Below are 15,698 nucleotides of genomic sequence, written 5' to 3' on the forward strand. Positions count from 1 at the left end.
TAGGGAGTCAGGCGCGCAGGCTCGCCCCGAGCTTCGCTGCCGCCGTGACGACCCGGTCGGAAATCGCCTTCAGCTCCTCGTCGGTGAAGCTCTTCTCGGTCGGCTGCAGCACCACCTCGATCGCCAGGCTCTTCTGCCCTTCGGGCACGCCCGCGCCAGTGAAGACGTCGAACAGGCTCACACTGGTGATCGCGGCCTTGTCCGCCCCCTTGACCGCGCGCAGCAGCTGGTCGGCGGCAAGGCTTTCGGGCACAAGGAAGGCGAAGTCGCGCCGCACCGGCTGGAGCGCCGGTGGCGCATAGGCGCTGCGCATCCGCCCCTGCCCGCCGCGCTTCGGCGGGATCGCGTCGAGATAGACCTCCGCCGCGACGACCGGTCCGTCGAGATCGAACGCCCTGGCGACGCGCGGATGGAGCACGCCGAACTCGGCCAGCACCGTCTTCGGGCCCAGGGTCAGCCTGCCCGACCGGCCGGGATGGTAGACGTCCGACGCCGCCGTCGGCACCTGCAGGTTCTCGACCGGCGCGCCCGCCGCGGCGAGCAGGACCAGCGCCTCCGCCTTGGCGTCATAGGCATCGAAGCTGCGCTTGCCGCCGCGCCAGTCGCGCGGCTCGGCACCGGCGAGGACGATGCCCACCGTCGGATGCTCGGTGTCGCCCAGATAGCGCCGGCCGACCTCGAACAATTTCACACCCTCGGCGCCGCGCGCGAGGTTGCGCCGCGCTGCGGCGAGCAGGCCCGGCAACAGCGAGGGACGCATCGCCTTCATGTCCTCGCTGATCGGATTGGCGAGCACCCAGGCCGAGCCACCGAACGGGGCCGCTTCCTCTTCCGAGATGAAGCTCCATGTCACCGCTTCGTTGAGCCCGCGCGCTGCCGCCGTCCGGCGGACCCAGCGCTCTGCCATCTGTGCGGCGGTCGCGGTCGGCTTGGCCACGCCCGGTGCACGCGGCAGCGGCGTCGACGGCACCTTGTCCAGCCCCTCGATCCGGATCACCTCCTCGACGATGTCCGCGGCACCGTCGATATCGCGCCGCCACGAGGGCACCGCGATCTTCCACACATCGTCCCGCGTCACGGTGAAGCCGAGCCGCTGCAGGATCTGTGCCTGCCGGTCCCCCGGCACCGCGACCCCGGCCAGTTCGGCGCAGCGTTCCGGCCGATAGTCGACATGCCTGTGCGGGATCGGCAACGTCCCGGCATGGGTGACCTGCGACGGCTCGCCGCCGGCCAGTTCCAGCACCATCGCCGTGCCGAGCTGCAATCCGGCCTCGACAAACGCCGGATCGACGCCGCGCTCGAAGCGGCTGCGCGCATCCGAGGTCAGCGCCAGCTTCTGGCCCGACAGGGCGATGCGCTCCGGGTCGAAGAAGGCGCATTCGATGAAGACGTTGGTCGTCGTCTCCGAGACGCTCGATTCCTCGCCGCCCATGATGCCGCCGATCCCGTCCGGCCCTTCGTCATTGGCGATGACGGTGATGCTGGGATCGAGCCCGTAGACCTTGCCGTTGAGCGCTAGCACCTCCTCGCCCTCGCGCCCACGCCGGGCGGTGAGGCCGCCCTTCAGCTTCGCGAGATCGTAGACGTGCAACGGCCGCCCATAGCTCAGCGAGATATAGTTGGTCATGTCGACCAAGGCGCTGATCGGCCGCTGGCCGACCGCCTTCAGCCGCTGCTGCAGCCAGTCCGGCGACGGCCCATTGGTCACGCCGCGCACGACCCGGCCGTAAAAGGCCGGACAGCCTTCTGCGTCCTCGATCGCGATCGGAACCGGGCAGGGGTAAGTGCCGGCGATGTCGGGCACGTCGACGGCCTTCAGCGTCCCCAGCCCCGCCGCGGCGAGATCGCGCGCGATGCCGTGCACGCCCATCGCGTCCTGCCGGTTCGGCGTCACCGAGACGTCGATCACCGGATCGTCGAGGCCGGCATAATCGGCGAAGCGCGCGCCCACCGGCGCATCGGCCGCGAGCTCGATGATCCCCTCATGATCCTCGCCCAGCTCCAGCTCGCGGGTCGAGCACATCATGCCGTTCGATTCGACGCCGCGGATCGCCGCGACCTTCAGCACCATGCCGTTGGCTGGCACCACCGCGCCCGGCGCGCCGAACACGCCGACCAAGCCGGCGCGGGCATTGGGCGCCCCGCACACCACCTGGAGCGGCCCATCGCCCGCATCGACGGTCAGCACCTGCAATTTGTCCGCCTGCGGATGCGGCGCCGCGGTCAGCACCCTGGCGACGCGGAAGGCGGCGAGCTTCTCGGCCGGATTCTCGACGCCCTCGACCTCGAGCCCGATCGCCGTCAGCGTGTCGAGCACGGCCTGGAGGTCCGCCCCCGTGTCGAGATGCTCCTTGAGCCAGGACAAGGTGAACTTCATGCGCCGACTCCCCCGGAGAGCGTGGGCACATCGAGCGCGCGGAAGCCGTAGTGGCGCAGCCAGCGCATATCGCCGTCGAAGAAGGCGCGCAGATCGTCCATACCGTATTTCAGCATCGCGAGCCGGTCGATGCCGCAGCCGAAGGCAAAGCCCTGCCAATCGTCGGGGTCGAGCCCGCAATTGGCGATGACGCGCGGATGGACCATGCCGGAGCCCAGCAGCTCCATCCAGTGATCGGTCCCGCCGAGCACGCGCCGGCCGTTCTGGATGGTGTAGCCGACATCGACCTCCGCCGAGGGCTCGGTGAAGGGGAAATAGGACGGTCGCAGCCGCAGCACGATGTCGTCCCGCTCGAAATAGGCCTTGAGGAAGGTCTCCAGCGTCCATTTGAGATGGCCGAGCGTGATCCCCCGGTCGATCACCAGCCCCTCGACCTGATGGAACATCGGCGTGTGCGTCGCGTCGCTGTCCGAACGGTAGGTCCGCCCCGGCGCGATCACGTAGATCGGCGGCTCCTGGCTCTGCATCGTGCGGATCTGCACCGGCGAGGTGTGGGTACGCAGCAGCATGGAACGGCCCTCGCCGTCCTTGCGGTCGAAATAGAAGGTGTCGTGCATCGCCCGCGCCGGATGGCTTTCGGGAATGTTGAGCGCGGTGAAGTTGCGCCAGTCGTCCTCGATCTCCGGCCCGGTCGCGACCGCGAAGCCGAGATCGGCGAAAATCTCGGCGAGCTCGTCCATCACCTGGCTGACCGGATGGACGCTGCCCTCGCTTGCGCCGGCGACCGGCAACGTCATGTCCAGCCCCTCGGTCGCCAGCCGCCGCTCCAGCTCGGCCCCCTCCAATGCCGCCTTGCGGTCCGCGATCGCCGCCGTCACCGCCTCGCGCAGCGCGTGGATGCGCGGCCCCTCGCTTTGCCGTTCCTCCGGCGACATGCCGCCCAACGTCTTGAGCAGGCCCGTCACCACACCCTGCTTGCCGAGCGCCGCGACGCGCTCCGTCTCCAGCGCGGCAAGGTCGCCCGCGGCGCCGATCCGGGCGAGCCAGTCCCCGGTCATCTGTTCGAGATCAGCCATGACCGGCGGCCCTAGAGGACTTTCCGCGCGGATTGAAGCCGTCTAGCGAAGGGCGCTCACAGCGCATGGAATCGCATATGGCGAACGATCCCCGGTGGCCGGCGCTGTCGGCCGAACGCGACGGCCCGACCATCGCCGCCCTGCACCTGTTCAGCCAGGTGATCGGCAAGGTGCCGACCGCGGTCCTGCCCTGGCGCAACCATGGCTGGCACCTCACCCTCCATGTCGGCCCGCGCGGCCTTTCGACCGAGCCGGTCCATGCCGAGGGCGGGACGTTCACGCTGGCGTTCGACCTTGCCGGTCATCAGATCGTCTACGAAGACACTTCCGGCCGCGCCACGGCGCCGCTCGCCTCGATGAGCGTCGCCGACTTCCACCGGAGCGTGTTCGATCTGCTGAAGGCGGCCGGCCACGACATCGCCATCCATGCCGCGCCCAACGAGATTGATCCGGCCATCCCCTTCGACGAGGACACCGCCCCACGCACCTACGATCCGGCCAGCGCCCGCCGGCTGCTCGGCGCCCTGCTCTCGGCCGACCGCGTCTTCCGGCTCTTCCGTTCGTCCTTCCTCGGCAAGGTCAGCCCGGTCCATTTCTTCTGGGGCAGCTTCGATCTTGCCGTGACCCGCTTTTCCGGCCGGACGGCGCCGCGTCATCCCGGCGGCATCCCCAACCTCCCCGACGATGTCACCCGCGAGGCCTACAGCCACGAAGTGTCGAGCGCCGGCTTCTGGCCCGGCGGCGCCGGCGGCCCGGGCGGCCCCTTCTTCTATTCCTATGCCTATCCCACCCCGGACGGCTTCGCCGCGGCAAAGGTTGCGCCCGAGGCCGCGCGGTTCGACACGACCTTGGGCGAGTTCATCCTCGACTATGAAGCCGTCCGCACTGCCCCGGACCCCGACGCGGCGCTGCTCGCCTTCCTCGACAGCACCTATGCCGCTGCTGCCGACCTGGCCGGCTGGGACCGTGCCGCGCTCGAATGCGCCACCGGCCACCCCGGCATTCCCCGCGCCGTCTGAAACCACCATCGTCATCCCGGACTTGATCCGGGATCCATGAACACCGTGGGATACGGACCGGCACCGGTCGCGTTCATGGCTGCTGACTTTCGTCAGCATGACGAATATGGCTTCAGGATGAAGGAGATGGACAGGTGAGCGTCGCCTTCCGCCGCGAGAGCGACGAGGAGCATAAGGAACCCCGGTTTGAGCTGCCGCTCCCGCCAGGCCCCAATCTCGTCACCGCCTCCGGCCTCAGACAGGCCGAAGACATGGTCGCGGCCCTCGAAGCCGAAGTCGCCGCCGAAACCGACGAAGCCGCGCTGGCGGACAAGCAGCGCACCCTGCGCTACTGGCGCACCCGCCTCGTCACCGCCGAACTCGCGCCACCGCCGCCCGCGGATGAGGTCGCCTTCGGCAGCCGCGTCACCTTCCGCCTGAACGGGCAGCAGCGCACTATCGACGTCGTCGGCGACGATGAGGCCGATCCTGCCGCGGGCAAGATCGCCTTCTCCGCCCCGCTCGCCCGGGCGCTGATCGGTACCGGCCCCGGCGATTTCGCCGGCTTCAACGGGAAGGCGAACGCGATCGAGGTGATGAGCGTCGAATCGATCGAGAATTAGGCGCCTGCTTCTGCCAGCAGGCATGCCGTTCCGGAACTACGCCGTTCATACCTCGCACTTCGAAGCCCGGAAGCTGACCAAGACGCGCTAAAACCTCGGCTTCTCCGGTCGAGCCGAGAGGGAAGCAGATATCGATAGCCGACAAGGCTCCCTCGAGTATCCACCAATCTGGATCATAAGGGCCATCACCAGTGGTGAAATAGACTGCTTCGAGATCGGGGATCCGAAGTCGAAGAGCTGCGCCACCCGGCGAAAGGCAAACGACTGAATCTCCCTCGGTCCAGACTTTGAATTCGCTTTCGCGACCAAGCGTCATGCCGACTGCTATCCCCCCAGAAACGGATAGGGCGAGATCGTCTTCCGCGTCTCCTGCACGGTCAGGGTCCGCCCGGCGGGCGCGGCGGCGCGCTGGGGGCAGCGGGCGCGGGGGCAGAGGGTGCAGGCGGGGCCGATCGGGGTGACGTAGGGGGCGGCGAGGTCGAGGCCGGCGGCGTAGGCGATGCGGGCCGCGTGCCTGAGGTCGCAGCCGAGGCCGATGGCGAGCTTGCTGTCCTCGCGCGGGTCGAGCCGGACCGAGCGGTCGACGGTGCAGCCGATGGTGAAATAGCGCTGGCCGTCCGGCGTCTCGACCACTTGCGTGACCACTCGGCCGGGCGTCTGGAAGGCCGAATGCAGGTTCCAGCGCGGACAGGTGCCGCCGAAACGCGAGAAGGGGAAGCTTTCGCCGGCGAAGCGCTTCGAGACGTTGCCGGCCGCATCGACGCGCAGCATGAAGAAGGGAATGCCGCGCGCGCCGCTGCGATTCAGCGTGGTCAGCCGGTGCGCGACCTGCTCGACGCTCGCGCCGAACTCGGCGCAGAGGCGGTCGATATCGTAAAGGTGCTGCTCCGCCGCCTTCAGGAAGGGCGCATAGGGCATCATGATCGCGCCCGCCGCATAATTGGCGAGGCTCATGTGCAAGAGCCGCCGGGTCGGCGCGTCCGGCGGCGCGGCGGCCTCGATCATCCGCTCGAGCAGCGGCCGGAACTCGATCAGGGCCAGCTGGTAGGCGATCGCGAAGGTCCGGCTCTCGGCGCGCAGCAGCGCCGAGAGCATCAGGCGCTTGCGGTGCAGATCGTAATGCTGGCTCGCCCCGTCGAGCAGCTCGGGCGGCACCACCCGTGCCTCGATTCCGAACGCCTCCCTGAGGCGCCGCCGCAACGGCTCGGCGATGGCGAGCGGATCGCCAAGCGCCCCGGCCAGCGTCTCCGCCGCGTCCTCGATATAGGGGAAATGGTTGCGCTGCGCCTGGATGAAATCGCGCACCCAGCTTTCCGGTGTCAGGGTCGGCGCTGCGACGTCGCCGTCCGCCGGACGCCGCCTCAGCTCGGCATAAGCCGCATACAGCCGTGACACGGCATCCGCCACGGCGGGCGCGCTGTTGGCGATCTCGACCAGCTCGTAGCGCGGGATGCCGAGATCGGCGAACATCGGATCGGCGAAGATCTCGCCGAGCTCATCCGGCCCCGTCCCGTCCGCGCCCTCGGCGGCGAAGGTTTTGAGGTCGAGGTCATAGGCCTCGCTCAAACGCAGCAGCACCTGCGCCGTCACCGGCCGCTGGTTGCGCTCCATATGGTTGAGATAGGAGGGCGACACGCCGATCTCGCCCGCCATCGCGTTCTGGTTCAGCCCCAGCTCGCGGCGCAGTCGCCGCAGGCGCCCACCCAGATACAGCTTTCGTTCCGCCATATCTGTAGAATTGTCATGATTTTACAAAAGTCGCAAGTCGTAACACGACTTCACGACCTCTTTCCCTGCTGCCAGACGGGCGCCTTCGTGGTTCTTGGCCTGACCTTTGACTGACTTTTTGGATTCGACCGATGACCGATTTCGCCGATCTCGTCCCCGCCCCGACCGGCCGTTTCGACGGCATCACCCGGCCCTACACCCCGGCCGAGGTCGCGCGGCTTCGCGGCTCGGTGCCGATCGAGCACAGCCTCGCCCGCCGCGGCGCCAACCGCCTCTGGGAGCTGCTCCAGACCGAGGACTACATCAACGCGCTGGGCGCGATGAGCGGCAATCAGGCGATGCAGCAGGTCCGCGCCGGCCTGAAGGCCATCTACCTCTCCGGCTGGCAGGTCGCGGCCGACGCCAACACGGCGGGCGCGATGTATCCCGATCAATCGCTCTATCCGGCCAATGCCGGCCCGGAACTCGCCCGCAAGATCAACAACGCGCTGCTGCGCGCCGACCAGATCGAGCATAGCGAGGGCGGCGTCACCCGCGACTGGCTGGCGCCGATCGTCGCCGATGCCGAGGCCGGGTTCGGCGGGCCGCTCAACTGCTTCGAGATCATGAAGGCCTATATCGCGGCCGGTGTCGCCGGGGTGCATTACGAGGACCAGCTCGCCTCCGAGAAGAAATGCGGCCATCTGGGCGGCAAGGTGCTGATCCCGACCCAGGCCCATATCCGCAATCTTGATGCCGCGCGCCTGGCCGCCGACGTTTGCGGCGTGCCGACGATCCTCGTCGCCCGCACCGACGCGGAGAGCGCGAAGCTCATCACCTCGGACGTCGACGAGCGCGATCGCGAGTTCCTGACCGGCGAGCGCACGCCAGAGGGCTTCTTCCGCTTGAAAGAGGGTACCGGCGTCGATCACTGCATCAAGCGCGGCATCGCCTTCGCGGAGCACGCCGATCTCTTGTGGTGGGAAACAAGCCACCCGAATCTGGAGGATGCGAGGCGCTTCGCCGAGGCGGTGCAGAAGGCCTATCCGGGCAAGATGATGGCCTATAATTGCTCGCCCAGCTTCAACTGGGAGGCGAAGCTCGACAAGGAGACGATCGCCAGATTCCAGCGCGAGCTGGGCGCGATGGGCTACAAGTTCCAATTCGTGACCCTGGCCGGCTTCCACCAGCTCAACCACGGCATGTTCGAGCTGGCTCGCGGTTACCGGGATCGCGGCATGGCCGCCTATTCCGAGCTGCAGCAGGCCGAGTTCGCCAGCGAGGCGGCGGGTTACACCGCGACGCGCCACCAGCGCGAGGTCGGCACCGGCTATTTCGATCTCGTCGCGACCACCCTTGCCGGCGGCAATTCGTCGACCACGGCGCTCGCCGAATCGACCGAGGCCGACCAGTTCACCAAAGAAGCCGCTTGAGGAGGCCCGAGATGACCATGCGTTACTGGATCGTCGGGGGAGAATATGAGGACCCGGACTTCCGCACCCTGATCCCCGGCAGCGAGACGATGGCCGGCCCGTTCGATTGCGAAGGCAAGGCCCGCAACGAATGGATGCGCCTGACCTACAGCCCGGGCACCGACCCGGCCAACACCCGCTATTCGATCGCGGCGGAGACCGTGCACTAAAAGCCAGGAGAGGGTGGCAGCACTGGGCCGGGCCGCATGTCGGCTCGGCCCGCTTTTTGCGCCGTCCATCGGCTTTGCGGCCCATTTCGGGCGGCGTTCATCTTTCCCGTGGCTAAGCGCCGTCCATGCTTTTTGCACGACGCGATATCCTGCTCGGCGCGGCCGTGGGGGCCGTTCTCGGCCTGCCCGCCAAGGCCGTCCGCGCGGCGACGCCGTTCTCGGCCGCGGAGGTCGACCGGATCGCGCGCCGCCTCGCCGGCGCGCCCTATCAGGCGCCCAGCACCGATGTGCCGGCCGATCTCGCCGGGATCGGCTATGACGGCTATCGCGGCCTGAGGCCGGCGCGAAGCCGCCTGATCTTCCCCGACAGCCCGATCCAGCTCGAACCGATGCCGCGCGGCGGCCCGCTCTACCGCGACCGGATCGAGCTTTCGACCGTGGATGGCGGACAGGCGCAGCCGATCCCGTTCGATCCCGCCGCCTATGCCGAGGTGCCGGCGGGCGTGCGGCTGCCGACCGATCCGGAGTTCGGATTCTCGGGCTTTCGGTTGCTGGGCGAGCTTAATCGCCCGGGCCTCATCGACGAGATCGCGGTGTTCCAGGGCGCTAGCTATTTCCGCGCGCTCGGACGGGGCAGCCTCTACGGCCTCTCCGCCCGCGGTCTCGCACTCGGAACCGGCGGCCCGGCGGAGGAATTCCCGGTCTTCCGCGCCTTCTGGATCGAGCGCCCGGCAGCGGACGGCAGCCTGCGCGTCCATGCCTTGCTCGACGGGCCGAGCGTCGCCGGCGCCTATCATATGAACATCCGCCCCGGAGAGATGACGCGTTTCGACATCGCTGCGCGCCTCTATCCGCGCGTCGCGCTCGGCGCCGCCTGCGTGGCGCCGATGAGCAGCATGTTCCGCTCCGGATCTGCCAGCGCGCGCCGCTTCGACGACTACCGCCCCGCGGTGCACGATTCCGACGGCCTCGAAATCTGGACCGGGCGCGACGAGCGGCTGTGGCGGCCGCTCGGCAACCCCACAGCGCTGGCGATCAGCGCCTTTGCCGACGAATCGCCGAAGGGTTTCGGCCTGATGCAGCGGTCGCGCGATTTCGCCGATTTCGAGGACGCGGAGGCGCATTATCACCAGCGTCCCAATCTCTGGGTCGAGCCGCTCGGCGACTGGGGTCGCGGCAGCGTCCAACTCCTCGAGATTCCGACCGAGAACGAATATCATGACAATGTCGCCGCCTTCTGGCGTCCGGCGGCCCCCTGGCCGGCCCGCCGCGAGGTTCGCCTCGCCTACCGTCTGCACTGGGGCAATGCGGCCGTGGCACCAAATCCGCCGTTGCGAGTTAAAGCCACCAGAACCGGGGCTCGTTTCGCCGGCAACCAAACCGAAAATACCCGTTTCTATGCGGTCGATTACGAGCCCGACCGCAATGCGGGGGAGTTGAACAGCTTGAGCCCAGTTGTTTCGGCGAGCGCCGGCACGATCAGCGATGCGCGTCTCGAGATCATTCCCGGTGGGTTGGCGCGCGCCAGCTTCGCCTTCGCGCCACCGGCCTCGGGTACTGCGGACCTGCGCCTGAATCTCGCCCCCGGCGGCACGCCGGTCGGCGAGACCTGGCTGATGCGGTGGCCGTCATGACCGGGCCGTGGAGCCAGCTCGACGGCGACATTCTCGAGGTTCTGCCGCCTGAAGCGCCGCTCGACATGCCGGTGCAGGATTTCAGGGCGCGTCCGCCCCGGACCGCGCCGCTGCCCACCTCGCCGCTCAACATCGGCATCCGCCGCGCGATCATGATCGGTACCACCCTGCTGGTGACGATCATCGCCAGCACCCGCATGGCGGGCTTCGCGGCGATGGACGGGATCGACTTGCGCGAGACGCTGCTGATCATGATCTTCACGCCCCTCTTCGCCTGGATCGCATTGTCCTTCGTCAGCGCGGTCGCCGGCTTCCTGTGCATGATCGGCGCCGCGCAGCATGATACGATCGCGATCTCGCCCATCGGGCGCCTGCGCCACCGCACAGCCGTTCTCAGCCCGGTCTACAACGAGGATATCGAGGAGGTGCTGGCGCGCCTGCGGCGGATGGCCGATCAGCTCGCCGCGACCGGCCAGGGCGCCATGTTCGACATGTTCATCCTGAGCGACAGCACCCGGCCCGAGGCCCGCAAGGCGGAACGCGCGGCCTATCTGCGTATGCGCGAACGCTTCCCGGTCCGCCTCTACTACCGCCTCCGGCCGAAGAATGTCGGGCGCAAGCCCGGCAACATCGCCGAATGGATCGGTCGGTTCGGCGACGCCTATGAGCATATGTTCGTGCTCGACGCCGACAGCCTGGTCGATGGCCGCACCATCGTCCGGCTGGCGGCGACGATGGAGCGGCGCCCCCGCGTCGGCCTGATCCAGACCGTGCCGCGGATCGTCGGCGCGCGGACACTCTTCGCGCGTTGGCAGCAGTTCACCTCCAGCCTCTACGGGTCGATCGGCACCGCCGGCCTCATCTGGTGGTCCGGGGCGGAAGCCGGCTTCTGGGGCCACAATGCGATCGTGCGCACCCGCGCCTTCGCCGAATCCTGCGGCCTGCCTTCGCTGCCCGGACCCGAACCGCTCGGCGGCCCGATCCTCAGCCACGACCTGGTCGAGGCCGCGATGCTGCGCCGGTCGGGCTGGGCCGTGCATATGGTCGATCTCCCGGGGAGCTACGAGGAGACGCCACCGTCGACGATCGACCACGCGATCCGCGACCGGCGCTGGTGCCAGGGCAACGCCCAGCATGTCCGGCTGCTCAACGCCCGCGGCTTTCACTGGGTCAGCCGGCTGCAGCTGTTGATGGGTTGCTCGGCCTATTTCACCTCGCCGATGTGGCTGCTGCTGCTCATCGCCGGCATCGCCGCCAGTCTCGGCACCGGCTCGGACTGGAACCATTTGCCCGTGGGCGAGGTGACGATCTTCGTGACCCTGGTCCTGCTGTTCGGGCCGAAGCTGCTCGGCCTCGCCTGGACGCTCGCCGATCCCGTGCGGCGTGCCACGTTCGGTGGCGCCCGCCGCGTCCTGGTGAGCACCGCGATCGAGATCCCGCTCGCCATGCTGCTGGCGCCGATGGTGATGATGACCCAAACGATCGTGGTGGTCGATATCCTGCGCGGCCGCAGCTCGGGCTGGTCGGCGCAGCGCCGTCAGGTGGACGGGATCACGTTCGGCGAAGCGGCCCGCTTCTATGCACCGCACGTCCTCGTCGGCGTCCTGCTCGCCACCGCCGCGATCGCGGCCGGCCAGTCGATCGGCTGGGTCGCACCGGTCGCGATCGGGCTCGTCGCGGCGCCCTTCATCTGCATGGCGACCTCGCGCGGAGATGCCGGCGACTGGTTCGCCCGCCACGGCCTGTTCCTGTCGCCCAACGATGCGGTCGACCTGCCGCGCCCGCTGCGCGTCGTATCGGTCAAGCGCCCCGAGCCGCGGCCAAACGAAAACGGGCGCGGGGAATTGGCCCCACGCCCGCTGATTCGTCGCGGCTATGACCTGGTCAGGCCGGCAGGGCCGCTTTCGCTTGCGCTACGATCGCTTTGAAGGCGTCGCCTTCGTGCATCGCGATGTCGGCGAGGACCTTGCGGTCCAGCTCGACGCCGGCCAGCTTCAGGCCGTGCATGAACTGGCTGTAGGTCAGACCCTCGGCCCGGACGCCGGCGTTGATGCGCTGGATCCACAGGCCGCGGAAGGTCCGCTTCTTCACCTTGCGGTCGCGATAGGCGTACTGGCCGGCCTTCTCGACCGCCTGGCGGGCGATGCGGATCGTGTTCTTGCGGCGGCCGTAATAGCCCTTCGCCTGTTCCAGGATCCGCTTGTGCTTGGCGCGCGTCGTGACGCCGCGCTTGATGCGTGACATGCCTCAGTACTCCCTTATTTCAGGCCGTAGGGCGCCCAGAGCTTCACCCGCGCCGTATCGGCGTCGGCGAGCACGTCGGTGCCGCGGTTCTGGCGGATATACTTGGCATTGTGGCTGATCAGCCGGTGCCGCTTGCCGGCGACGCCGTGCTTGATCTTGCCGGTCGCGGTGAGCTTGAAGCGCTTCTTCACACCGCTCTTGGTCTTGAGCTTGGGCATTTCGTCTCCTTTTTCGGCGCTTGTCCGACATTCGAGAACAGCCATGGCAGCCCTTGTCGCCAGGCGGTTCGTTTTTCCACCAATCTGGAAAGCGCGCGCCTATAAGCGGCTCCGGCGATTCTTGCAAGGGAGCTAAGTCGATGGCGCACGAGGAACAGGGTCCAGCCGGCGGCGTCACCGCCCATCTCACCATCCGCGACAAGCGCGCCGCCGAGGCCGTGGAATTCTACAAAGCGGCGTTCGGCGCCGAGACGGCGATGGATCCGGTCAAGGCCGACGACGGCGAGCGGATCATGCATGCCCATCTGCTGCTCAATGGCGGCCACCTGATGCTCAATGACGACTTCCCCGAATATAGCGGCGGCGAGACCGCGCCGGGCAGCCTCACCCTGCATCTGCAGGTAATGGATGCCGACGCCGCCTGGGCCCGGGCGGTGGACGCGGGCGCCGAGATCGTGCTGCCGCTCGACGACCAGTTCTGGGGCGACCGCTACGGCCAGGTCCGCGACCCGTTCGGCTTCCGCTGGTCGATCGGCGCACCGGTCAAGGCCTGAACACCCGCCCGATGGACCCGCGCCCGATCTCGGTGCGACGGCACGATGACGGCGTCGACCGCTGGGAGATGGTCGATGCTGCGCCGTCCCCTGAGCTGCGCGGACGGATCGGCCGCTATTCCGACTATTGGGAGGAGATTGCGAGCTTTGCCGCCCGGCGCGAGCTCGCCACGACCGAAGTCGTGCTGATCTACGCGCTCGCCGCGCCGCTGGAGATTACCGGCGCTGATGGCCGCGTGGTCACGGTCCGAGCCGGCGAGGCGTTCGTCGGCGGCATTTCCGATGCGACTTCATTGTCGCGCGGCCTCGGCCCGCAAGCCGGCATCCATGTTTTCATGCCGCTCGCCAGCATGGCGACAGTAACCGGCGCGCCGGTGGCCGAGATTGCCAACTGCGTGGCGCCGCTGCGCGACCTCATCGGCCGGGGCGCCGACGATTTCGGCAATGCGCTTTGCGACGCGGTGAATGCCGAAGCCCGGTTCGACCTGCTCGACGCCTTCTTTGCACGGCGATTCGCGGACGCGCAGGAGACGGACCGGTCGGTCCCCTGGGCGATGCCGCACCTCGCCTCCGCGGTCGGCCCGCTGACTTCGAAGCTCGCCGCCGAGATCGGCTGGAGCCGCAAGCATTTCATCCAGCGCTTCCGCGACGCGACCGGCGTCTCGCCCGACCGCTATCGCCGCATCGCCCGGTTCGAGCGATTCGCCGCCGCCATTGCCGCCAGGCCGGACGACGGCCTCGCCGGCCTGGCGGCGGACTGCGGCTTCGTCGACCAGGCCCATCTCGCCCGCGACGTGCGCGCCTTCGCCGACATGACGCCCGGCGAGCTGCGCACGCGGCTGATCCCCGGCGGCGGCGGCGTGCGCCACGATTGAGGTAACAACGATACAAGAAACGGCCCCGCGATCCGCCTATCCGGCAGACGAAAGGAGCAAGACCATGAGCAATGCCGTCATCTTCCCCTGTCTGCGCTACGACGACGCGCCGGCCGCGATCGACTTCCTGTGCGAGGCCTTCGGCTTTGCCCGCCACGCGGTCTACACCGACGAACAGGATCCCGGCATCGTCCACCACGCCCAGCTCACCCTCGGCAGCTCGATGGTGATGCTGGGTTCGGCAAGGCCGGGCGAATATGTCGAACGCTACGGCTGGAAGACGGTGGCCGAGGCGGGCGGCATCACTTCCTGCATCGCCGCTTTCGTCGCCGATCCCGACGCGCACCACGACCGCGCCAGGGCGGCGGGCGCCGAGATCGTCACGGCCCCGCACGACAATCCCGGCTATCCCGGCCGCAGCTACGATGCCCGCGATCCCGGAGGCTATGTCTGGAACTTCGGCAGCTACGATCCCTGGGCCGAACCCGGCGCTTAATTTGGCTCTTTCCGGGCCGGGCCCGCAGTCTATGACTGGCGTGCAAATATTGAGGGGAGACTCGTCAATGCGCGGCACGCGATTCTACAGCGTTCTGACCACCGCCCTCGCTGTTGGCGTCCTAGCCGTTCCTGCCGCCGCCCAGCAACGAGGCCGCGCCATCGACGTGGGCCCGCCATTCAACGCCGAGTTGGTGGCCGACCTGGCGGAACCCTGGGCGATGACCTTCCTGCCTGACGGGCGGATGCTGGTCACGGAGAAGCGCGGGACTCTGCATCTGGTGACCCGGGAGGGTCAGGTCTCGCGGGCGATCAGCGGCGTGCCCCCGGTCGTCTACAACGTTCATGGCGGTTTGGGCGACGTGGTGCTGCACCCGAGCTTTGCGGAAAACGGCTTGGTCTATCTGACCTGGGCCGAAGCCGGCGAAGGCGGCACGAGCGGCGCCGCCATGGGCCGCGGCCGCCTGAACCCGGAGACGCTGCGGCTGGAGGGCTTCGAGGTGCTGTGGCGCCAGACCCCCAAGGTGGCGCAGGAGCGTCATTACTCCTATCGCATGGCCTTCTCGCCGGACGGCCAGCATCTGTTCGTCACCTCGGGCGATCGCTGGATGCCCGAGACCGCCCAGGACAACAGCGACAATCTTGGCGCTGTGCTACGCCTGACCCCCGACGGTCGGGCCGCGCCCGGCAATCCGATGTACAGCCAGGGCGGCGCGACCGCCGAGATCTGGTCCTACGGCCATCGCAGCCTGGTCGGCATCGCCTTCAACGCGCAAGGCGAGCTGTGGGAGACCGAAATGGGACCCACCGGCGGTGACGAGCTCCAGAGGATCGAGCCCGGCCTGAACTATGGCTGGCCGCTCGTCTCCTATGGCGACAACTATCGCGGCGGCGACATCCCGGGCCACGACACCCGTCCCGATCTCCGCGCCCCCGAAGCCTATTGGAATCCCGTCATTTCGCCCACGAGCATGATCTTCTATTCCGGCGACCTGTTCCCCGAATGGCGCGGCTCGGCCCTGCTCGCCGGGCTGACTTCCAAGGCCCTGATCCGCGTCACCTTCCAGTGCACCCTGGCCTTCCGCACGATCTGCGAAGCCGAGCGCTTCCCCCTGAACGCCCGCCTGCGCGAGGTCGAACAGGGGCCCGACGGCGCGGTCTGGCTCCTGGAAGACGGCGGCGGCGGGGACGATCCATCAGCCGGGCGGCTCATACGGCTCGCGCCGCGAGGATCGCCGCCTGGTTGAGCGCTGAG

15 protein-coding genes are annotated in these 15,698 nt (G+C 68.4%); 10 read left to right on the forward strand and 5 right to left on the reverse strand.

Annotated elements, in window-relative coordinates; genetic code table 11:
* Positions 1–7: 7 nt before the first annotated feature.
* The gene (gene pheT, locus RCO27_RS06385) at positions 8–2,377 is read right to left on the reverse strand and encodes a phenylalanine--tRNA ligase subunit beta (RefSeq protein ID WP_309001794.1); all 2,370 of its coding nucleotides are present in this window, start codon (positions 2,375–2,377) and stop codon (positions 8–10) included.
* Positions 2,374–3,453, reverse strand: coding sequence for a phenylalanine--tRNA ligase subunit alpha (gene pheS, locus RCO27_RS06390; RefSeq protein ID WP_309001795.1), 1,080 nt, complete (start codon positions 3,451–3,453; stop codon positions 2,374–2,376). Before pheS ends, pheT begins: the two co-directional genes overlap by 4 nt.
* Positions 3,454–3,530: 77 nt before the next feature.
* Between pheS and RCO27_RS06395 the strand changes: the two genes are divergently transcribed.
* The gene (locus RCO27_RS06395; protein ID WP_309001796.1) at positions 3,531–4,472 is read left to right on the forward strand and encodes a DUF5996 family protein; all 942 of its coding nucleotides are present in this window, start codon (positions 3,531–3,533) and stop codon (positions 4,470–4,472) included.
* Positions 4,473–4,606: 134 nt separating this feature from the next.
* Complete coding sequence (locus tag RCO27_RS06400; protein ID WP_309001797.1) at positions 4,607–5,074, forward strand: GreA/GreB family elongation factor; 468 nt, start codon at positions 4,607–4,609, stop codon at positions 5,072–5,074.
* 324 nt (positions 5,075–5,398) lie between these two features.
* Here RCO27_RS06400 and RCO27_RS06405 read toward each other — a convergent pair whose 3' ends face one another.
* Complete coding sequence (locus RCO27_RS06405) at positions 5,399–6,802, reverse strand: short-chain fatty acyl-CoA regulator family protein (protein ID WP_309001798.1); 1,404 nt, start codon at positions 6,800–6,802, stop codon at positions 5,399–5,401.
* Positions 6,803–6,933: 131 nt separating this feature from the next.
* Here RCO27_RS06405 and aceA point away from each other — a divergent pair, with 131 nt between their 5' ends.
* The 4 genes from aceA to mdoH all read left to right on the forward strand — a co-directional run bounded on the left by aceA (position 6,934) and on the right by mdoH (position 11,985).
* On the forward strand, positions 6,934–8,214 hold the full coding sequence (gene aceA / locus RCO27_RS06410; RefSeq protein WP_309001799.1) for an isocitrate lyase: 1,281 nt from the start codon (positions 6,934–6,936) through the stop codon (positions 8,212–8,214).
* Between the two features lie 11 nt (positions 8,215–8,225).
* Positions 8,226–8,423, forward strand: coding sequence for a hypothetical protein (locus RCO27_RS06415; protein WP_309001800.1), 198 nt, complete (start codon positions 8,226–8,228; stop codon positions 8,421–8,423).
* A 125-nt stretch (positions 8,424–8,548) separates the two neighbouring features.
* Positions 8,549–10,057: a glucan biosynthesis protein G gene (locus RCO27_RS06420; RefSeq protein ID WP_309001801.1), complete on the forward strand. Its 1,509-nt coding sequence runs from the start codon at positions 8,549–8,551 to the stop codon at positions 10,055–10,057.
* A complete protein-coding gene (mdoH, locus tag RCO27_RS06425; protein ID WP_309001802.1) occupies positions 10,054–11,985 on the forward strand; it encodes a glucans biosynthesis glucosyltransferase MdoH in 1,932 nt (643 codons plus the stop codon). The genes RCO27_RS06420 and mdoH overlap by 4 nt, the downstream gene beginning before the upstream one ends.
* Here the strand turns inward: mdoH and rplT are convergent.
* Both rplT and rpmI read right to left on the reverse strand, forming a co-directional pair.
* Positions 11,942–12,301 (reverse strand): 50S ribosomal protein L20, encoded by a 360-nt coding sequence (rplT, locus tag RCO27_RS06430; protein WP_309001803.1) that lies wholly within the window; start codon positions 12,299–12,301, stop codon positions 11,942–11,944. The two genes, mdoH and rplT, sit on opposite strands and share 44 nt — an antisense overlap.
* Positions 12,302–12,315: 14 nt before the next feature.
* Positions 12,316–12,519, reverse strand: coding sequence for a 50S ribosomal protein L35 (rpmI, locus tag RCO27_RS06435; protein WP_187715526.1), 204 nt, complete (start codon positions 12,517–12,519; stop codon positions 12,316–12,318).
* A 140-nt stretch (positions 12,520–12,659) separates the two neighbouring features.
* On the opposite strand from rpmI, the gene RCO27_RS06440 reads away from it, so the two are divergent.
* The 4 genes from RCO27_RS06440 (at position 12,660) to RCO27_RS06455 (ending at position 15,690) form a co-directional block, all read left to right on the forward strand.
* Positions 12,660–13,073 carry a glyoxalase/bleomycin resistance/extradiol dioxygenase family protein gene (locus RCO27_RS06440; RefSeq protein ID WP_309001804.1) on the forward strand — a complete coding sequence of 138 codons (414 nt, stop codon included), beginning with the start codon at positions 12,660–12,662 and terminating at the stop codon, positions 13,071–13,073.
* An 11-nt stretch (positions 13,074–13,084) separates the two neighbouring features.
* Positions 13,085–13,948 (forward strand): helix-turn-helix domain-containing protein, encoded by an 864-nt coding sequence (locus tag RCO27_RS06445; RefSeq protein ID WP_309001805.1) that lies wholly within the window; start codon positions 13,085–13,087, stop codon positions 13,946–13,948.
* Between the two features lie 64 nt (positions 13,949–14,012).
* Positions 14,013–14,444, forward strand: a complete 432-nt coding sequence (locus RCO27_RS06450; protein WP_309001806.1) for a VOC family protein — start codon at positions 14,013–14,015, stop codon at positions 14,442–14,444.
* A 67-nt stretch (positions 14,445–14,511) separates the two neighbouring features.
* Positions 14,512–15,690: a PQQ-dependent sugar dehydrogenase gene (locus RCO27_RS06455; protein WP_309001807.1), complete on the forward strand. Its 1,179-nt coding sequence runs from the start codon at positions 14,512–14,514 to the stop codon at positions 15,688–15,690.
* The last annotated feature ends 8 nt before the right edge of the window (positions 15,691–15,698 follow it).

Origin of the sequence: Sphingosinicella sp. LHD-64, from assembly GCF_031157375.1 — a bacterium.
GTDB lineage: Bacteria > Pseudomonadota > Alphaproteobacteria > Sphingomonadales > Sphingomonadaceae > Allosphingosinicella.

Excerpts from the sequence above, each read along its gene's own strand:
- RCO27_RS06395 (WP_309001796.1), top strand. The coding sequence starts at position 3,531 with ATGGCGAACGATCCCCGGTGGCCGGCGCTGTCGGCCGAACGCGACGGC.
- pheT (WP_309001794.1), bottom strand. The coding sequence starts at position 2,377 with ATGAAGTTCACCTTGTCCTGGCTCAAGGAGCATCTCGACACGGGGGCG.
- RCO27_RS06440 (WP_309001804.1), top strand. The coding sequence starts at position 12,660 with ATGGCGCACGAGGAACAGGGTCCAGCCGGCGGCGTCACCGCCCATCTC.
- RCO27_RS06450 (WP_309001806.1), top strand. The coding sequence starts at position 14,013 with ATGAGCAATGCCGTCATCTTCCCCTGTCTGCGCTACGACGACGCGCCG.
- rpmI (WP_187715526.1), bottom strand. The coding sequence starts at position 12,519 with ATGCCCAAGCTCAAGACCAAGAGCGGTGTGAAGAAGCGCTTCAAGCTC.
- RCO27_RS06445 (WP_309001805.1), top strand. The coding sequence starts at position 13,085 with ATGGACCCGCGCCCGATCTCGGTGCGACGGCACGATGACGGCGTCGAC.
- aceA (WP_309001799.1), top strand. The coding sequence starts at position 6,934 with ATGACCGATTTCGCCGATCTCGTCCCCGCCCCGACCGGCCGTTTCGAC.
- RCO27_RS06455 (WP_309001807.1), top strand. The coding sequence starts at position 14,512 with ATGCGCGGCACGCGATTCTACAGCGTTCTGACCACCGCCCTCGCTGTT.
- RCO27_RS06420 (WP_309001801.1), top strand. The coding sequence starts at position 8,549 with ATGCTTTTTGCACGACGCGATATCCTGCTCGGCGCGGCCGTGGGGGCC.
- RCO27_RS06405 (WP_309001798.1), bottom strand. The coding sequence starts at position 6,802 with ATGGCGGAACGAAAGCTGTATCTGGGTGGGCGCCTGCGGCGACTGCGC.
- pheS (WP_309001795.1), bottom strand. The coding sequence starts at position 3,453 with ATGGCTGATCTCGAACAGATGACCGGGGACTGGCTCGCCCGGATCGGC.
- mdoH (WP_309001802.1), top strand. The coding sequence starts at position 10,054 with ATGACCGGGCCGTGGAGCCAGCTCGACGGCGACATTCTCGAGGTTCTG.
- RCO27_RS06415 (WP_309001800.1), top strand. The coding sequence starts at position 8,226 with ATGACCATGCGTTACTGGATCGTCGGGGGAGAATATGAGGACCCGGAC.
- rplT (WP_309001803.1), bottom strand. The coding sequence starts at position 12,301 with ATGTCACGCATCAAGCGCGGCGTCACGACGCGCGCCAAGCACAAGCGG.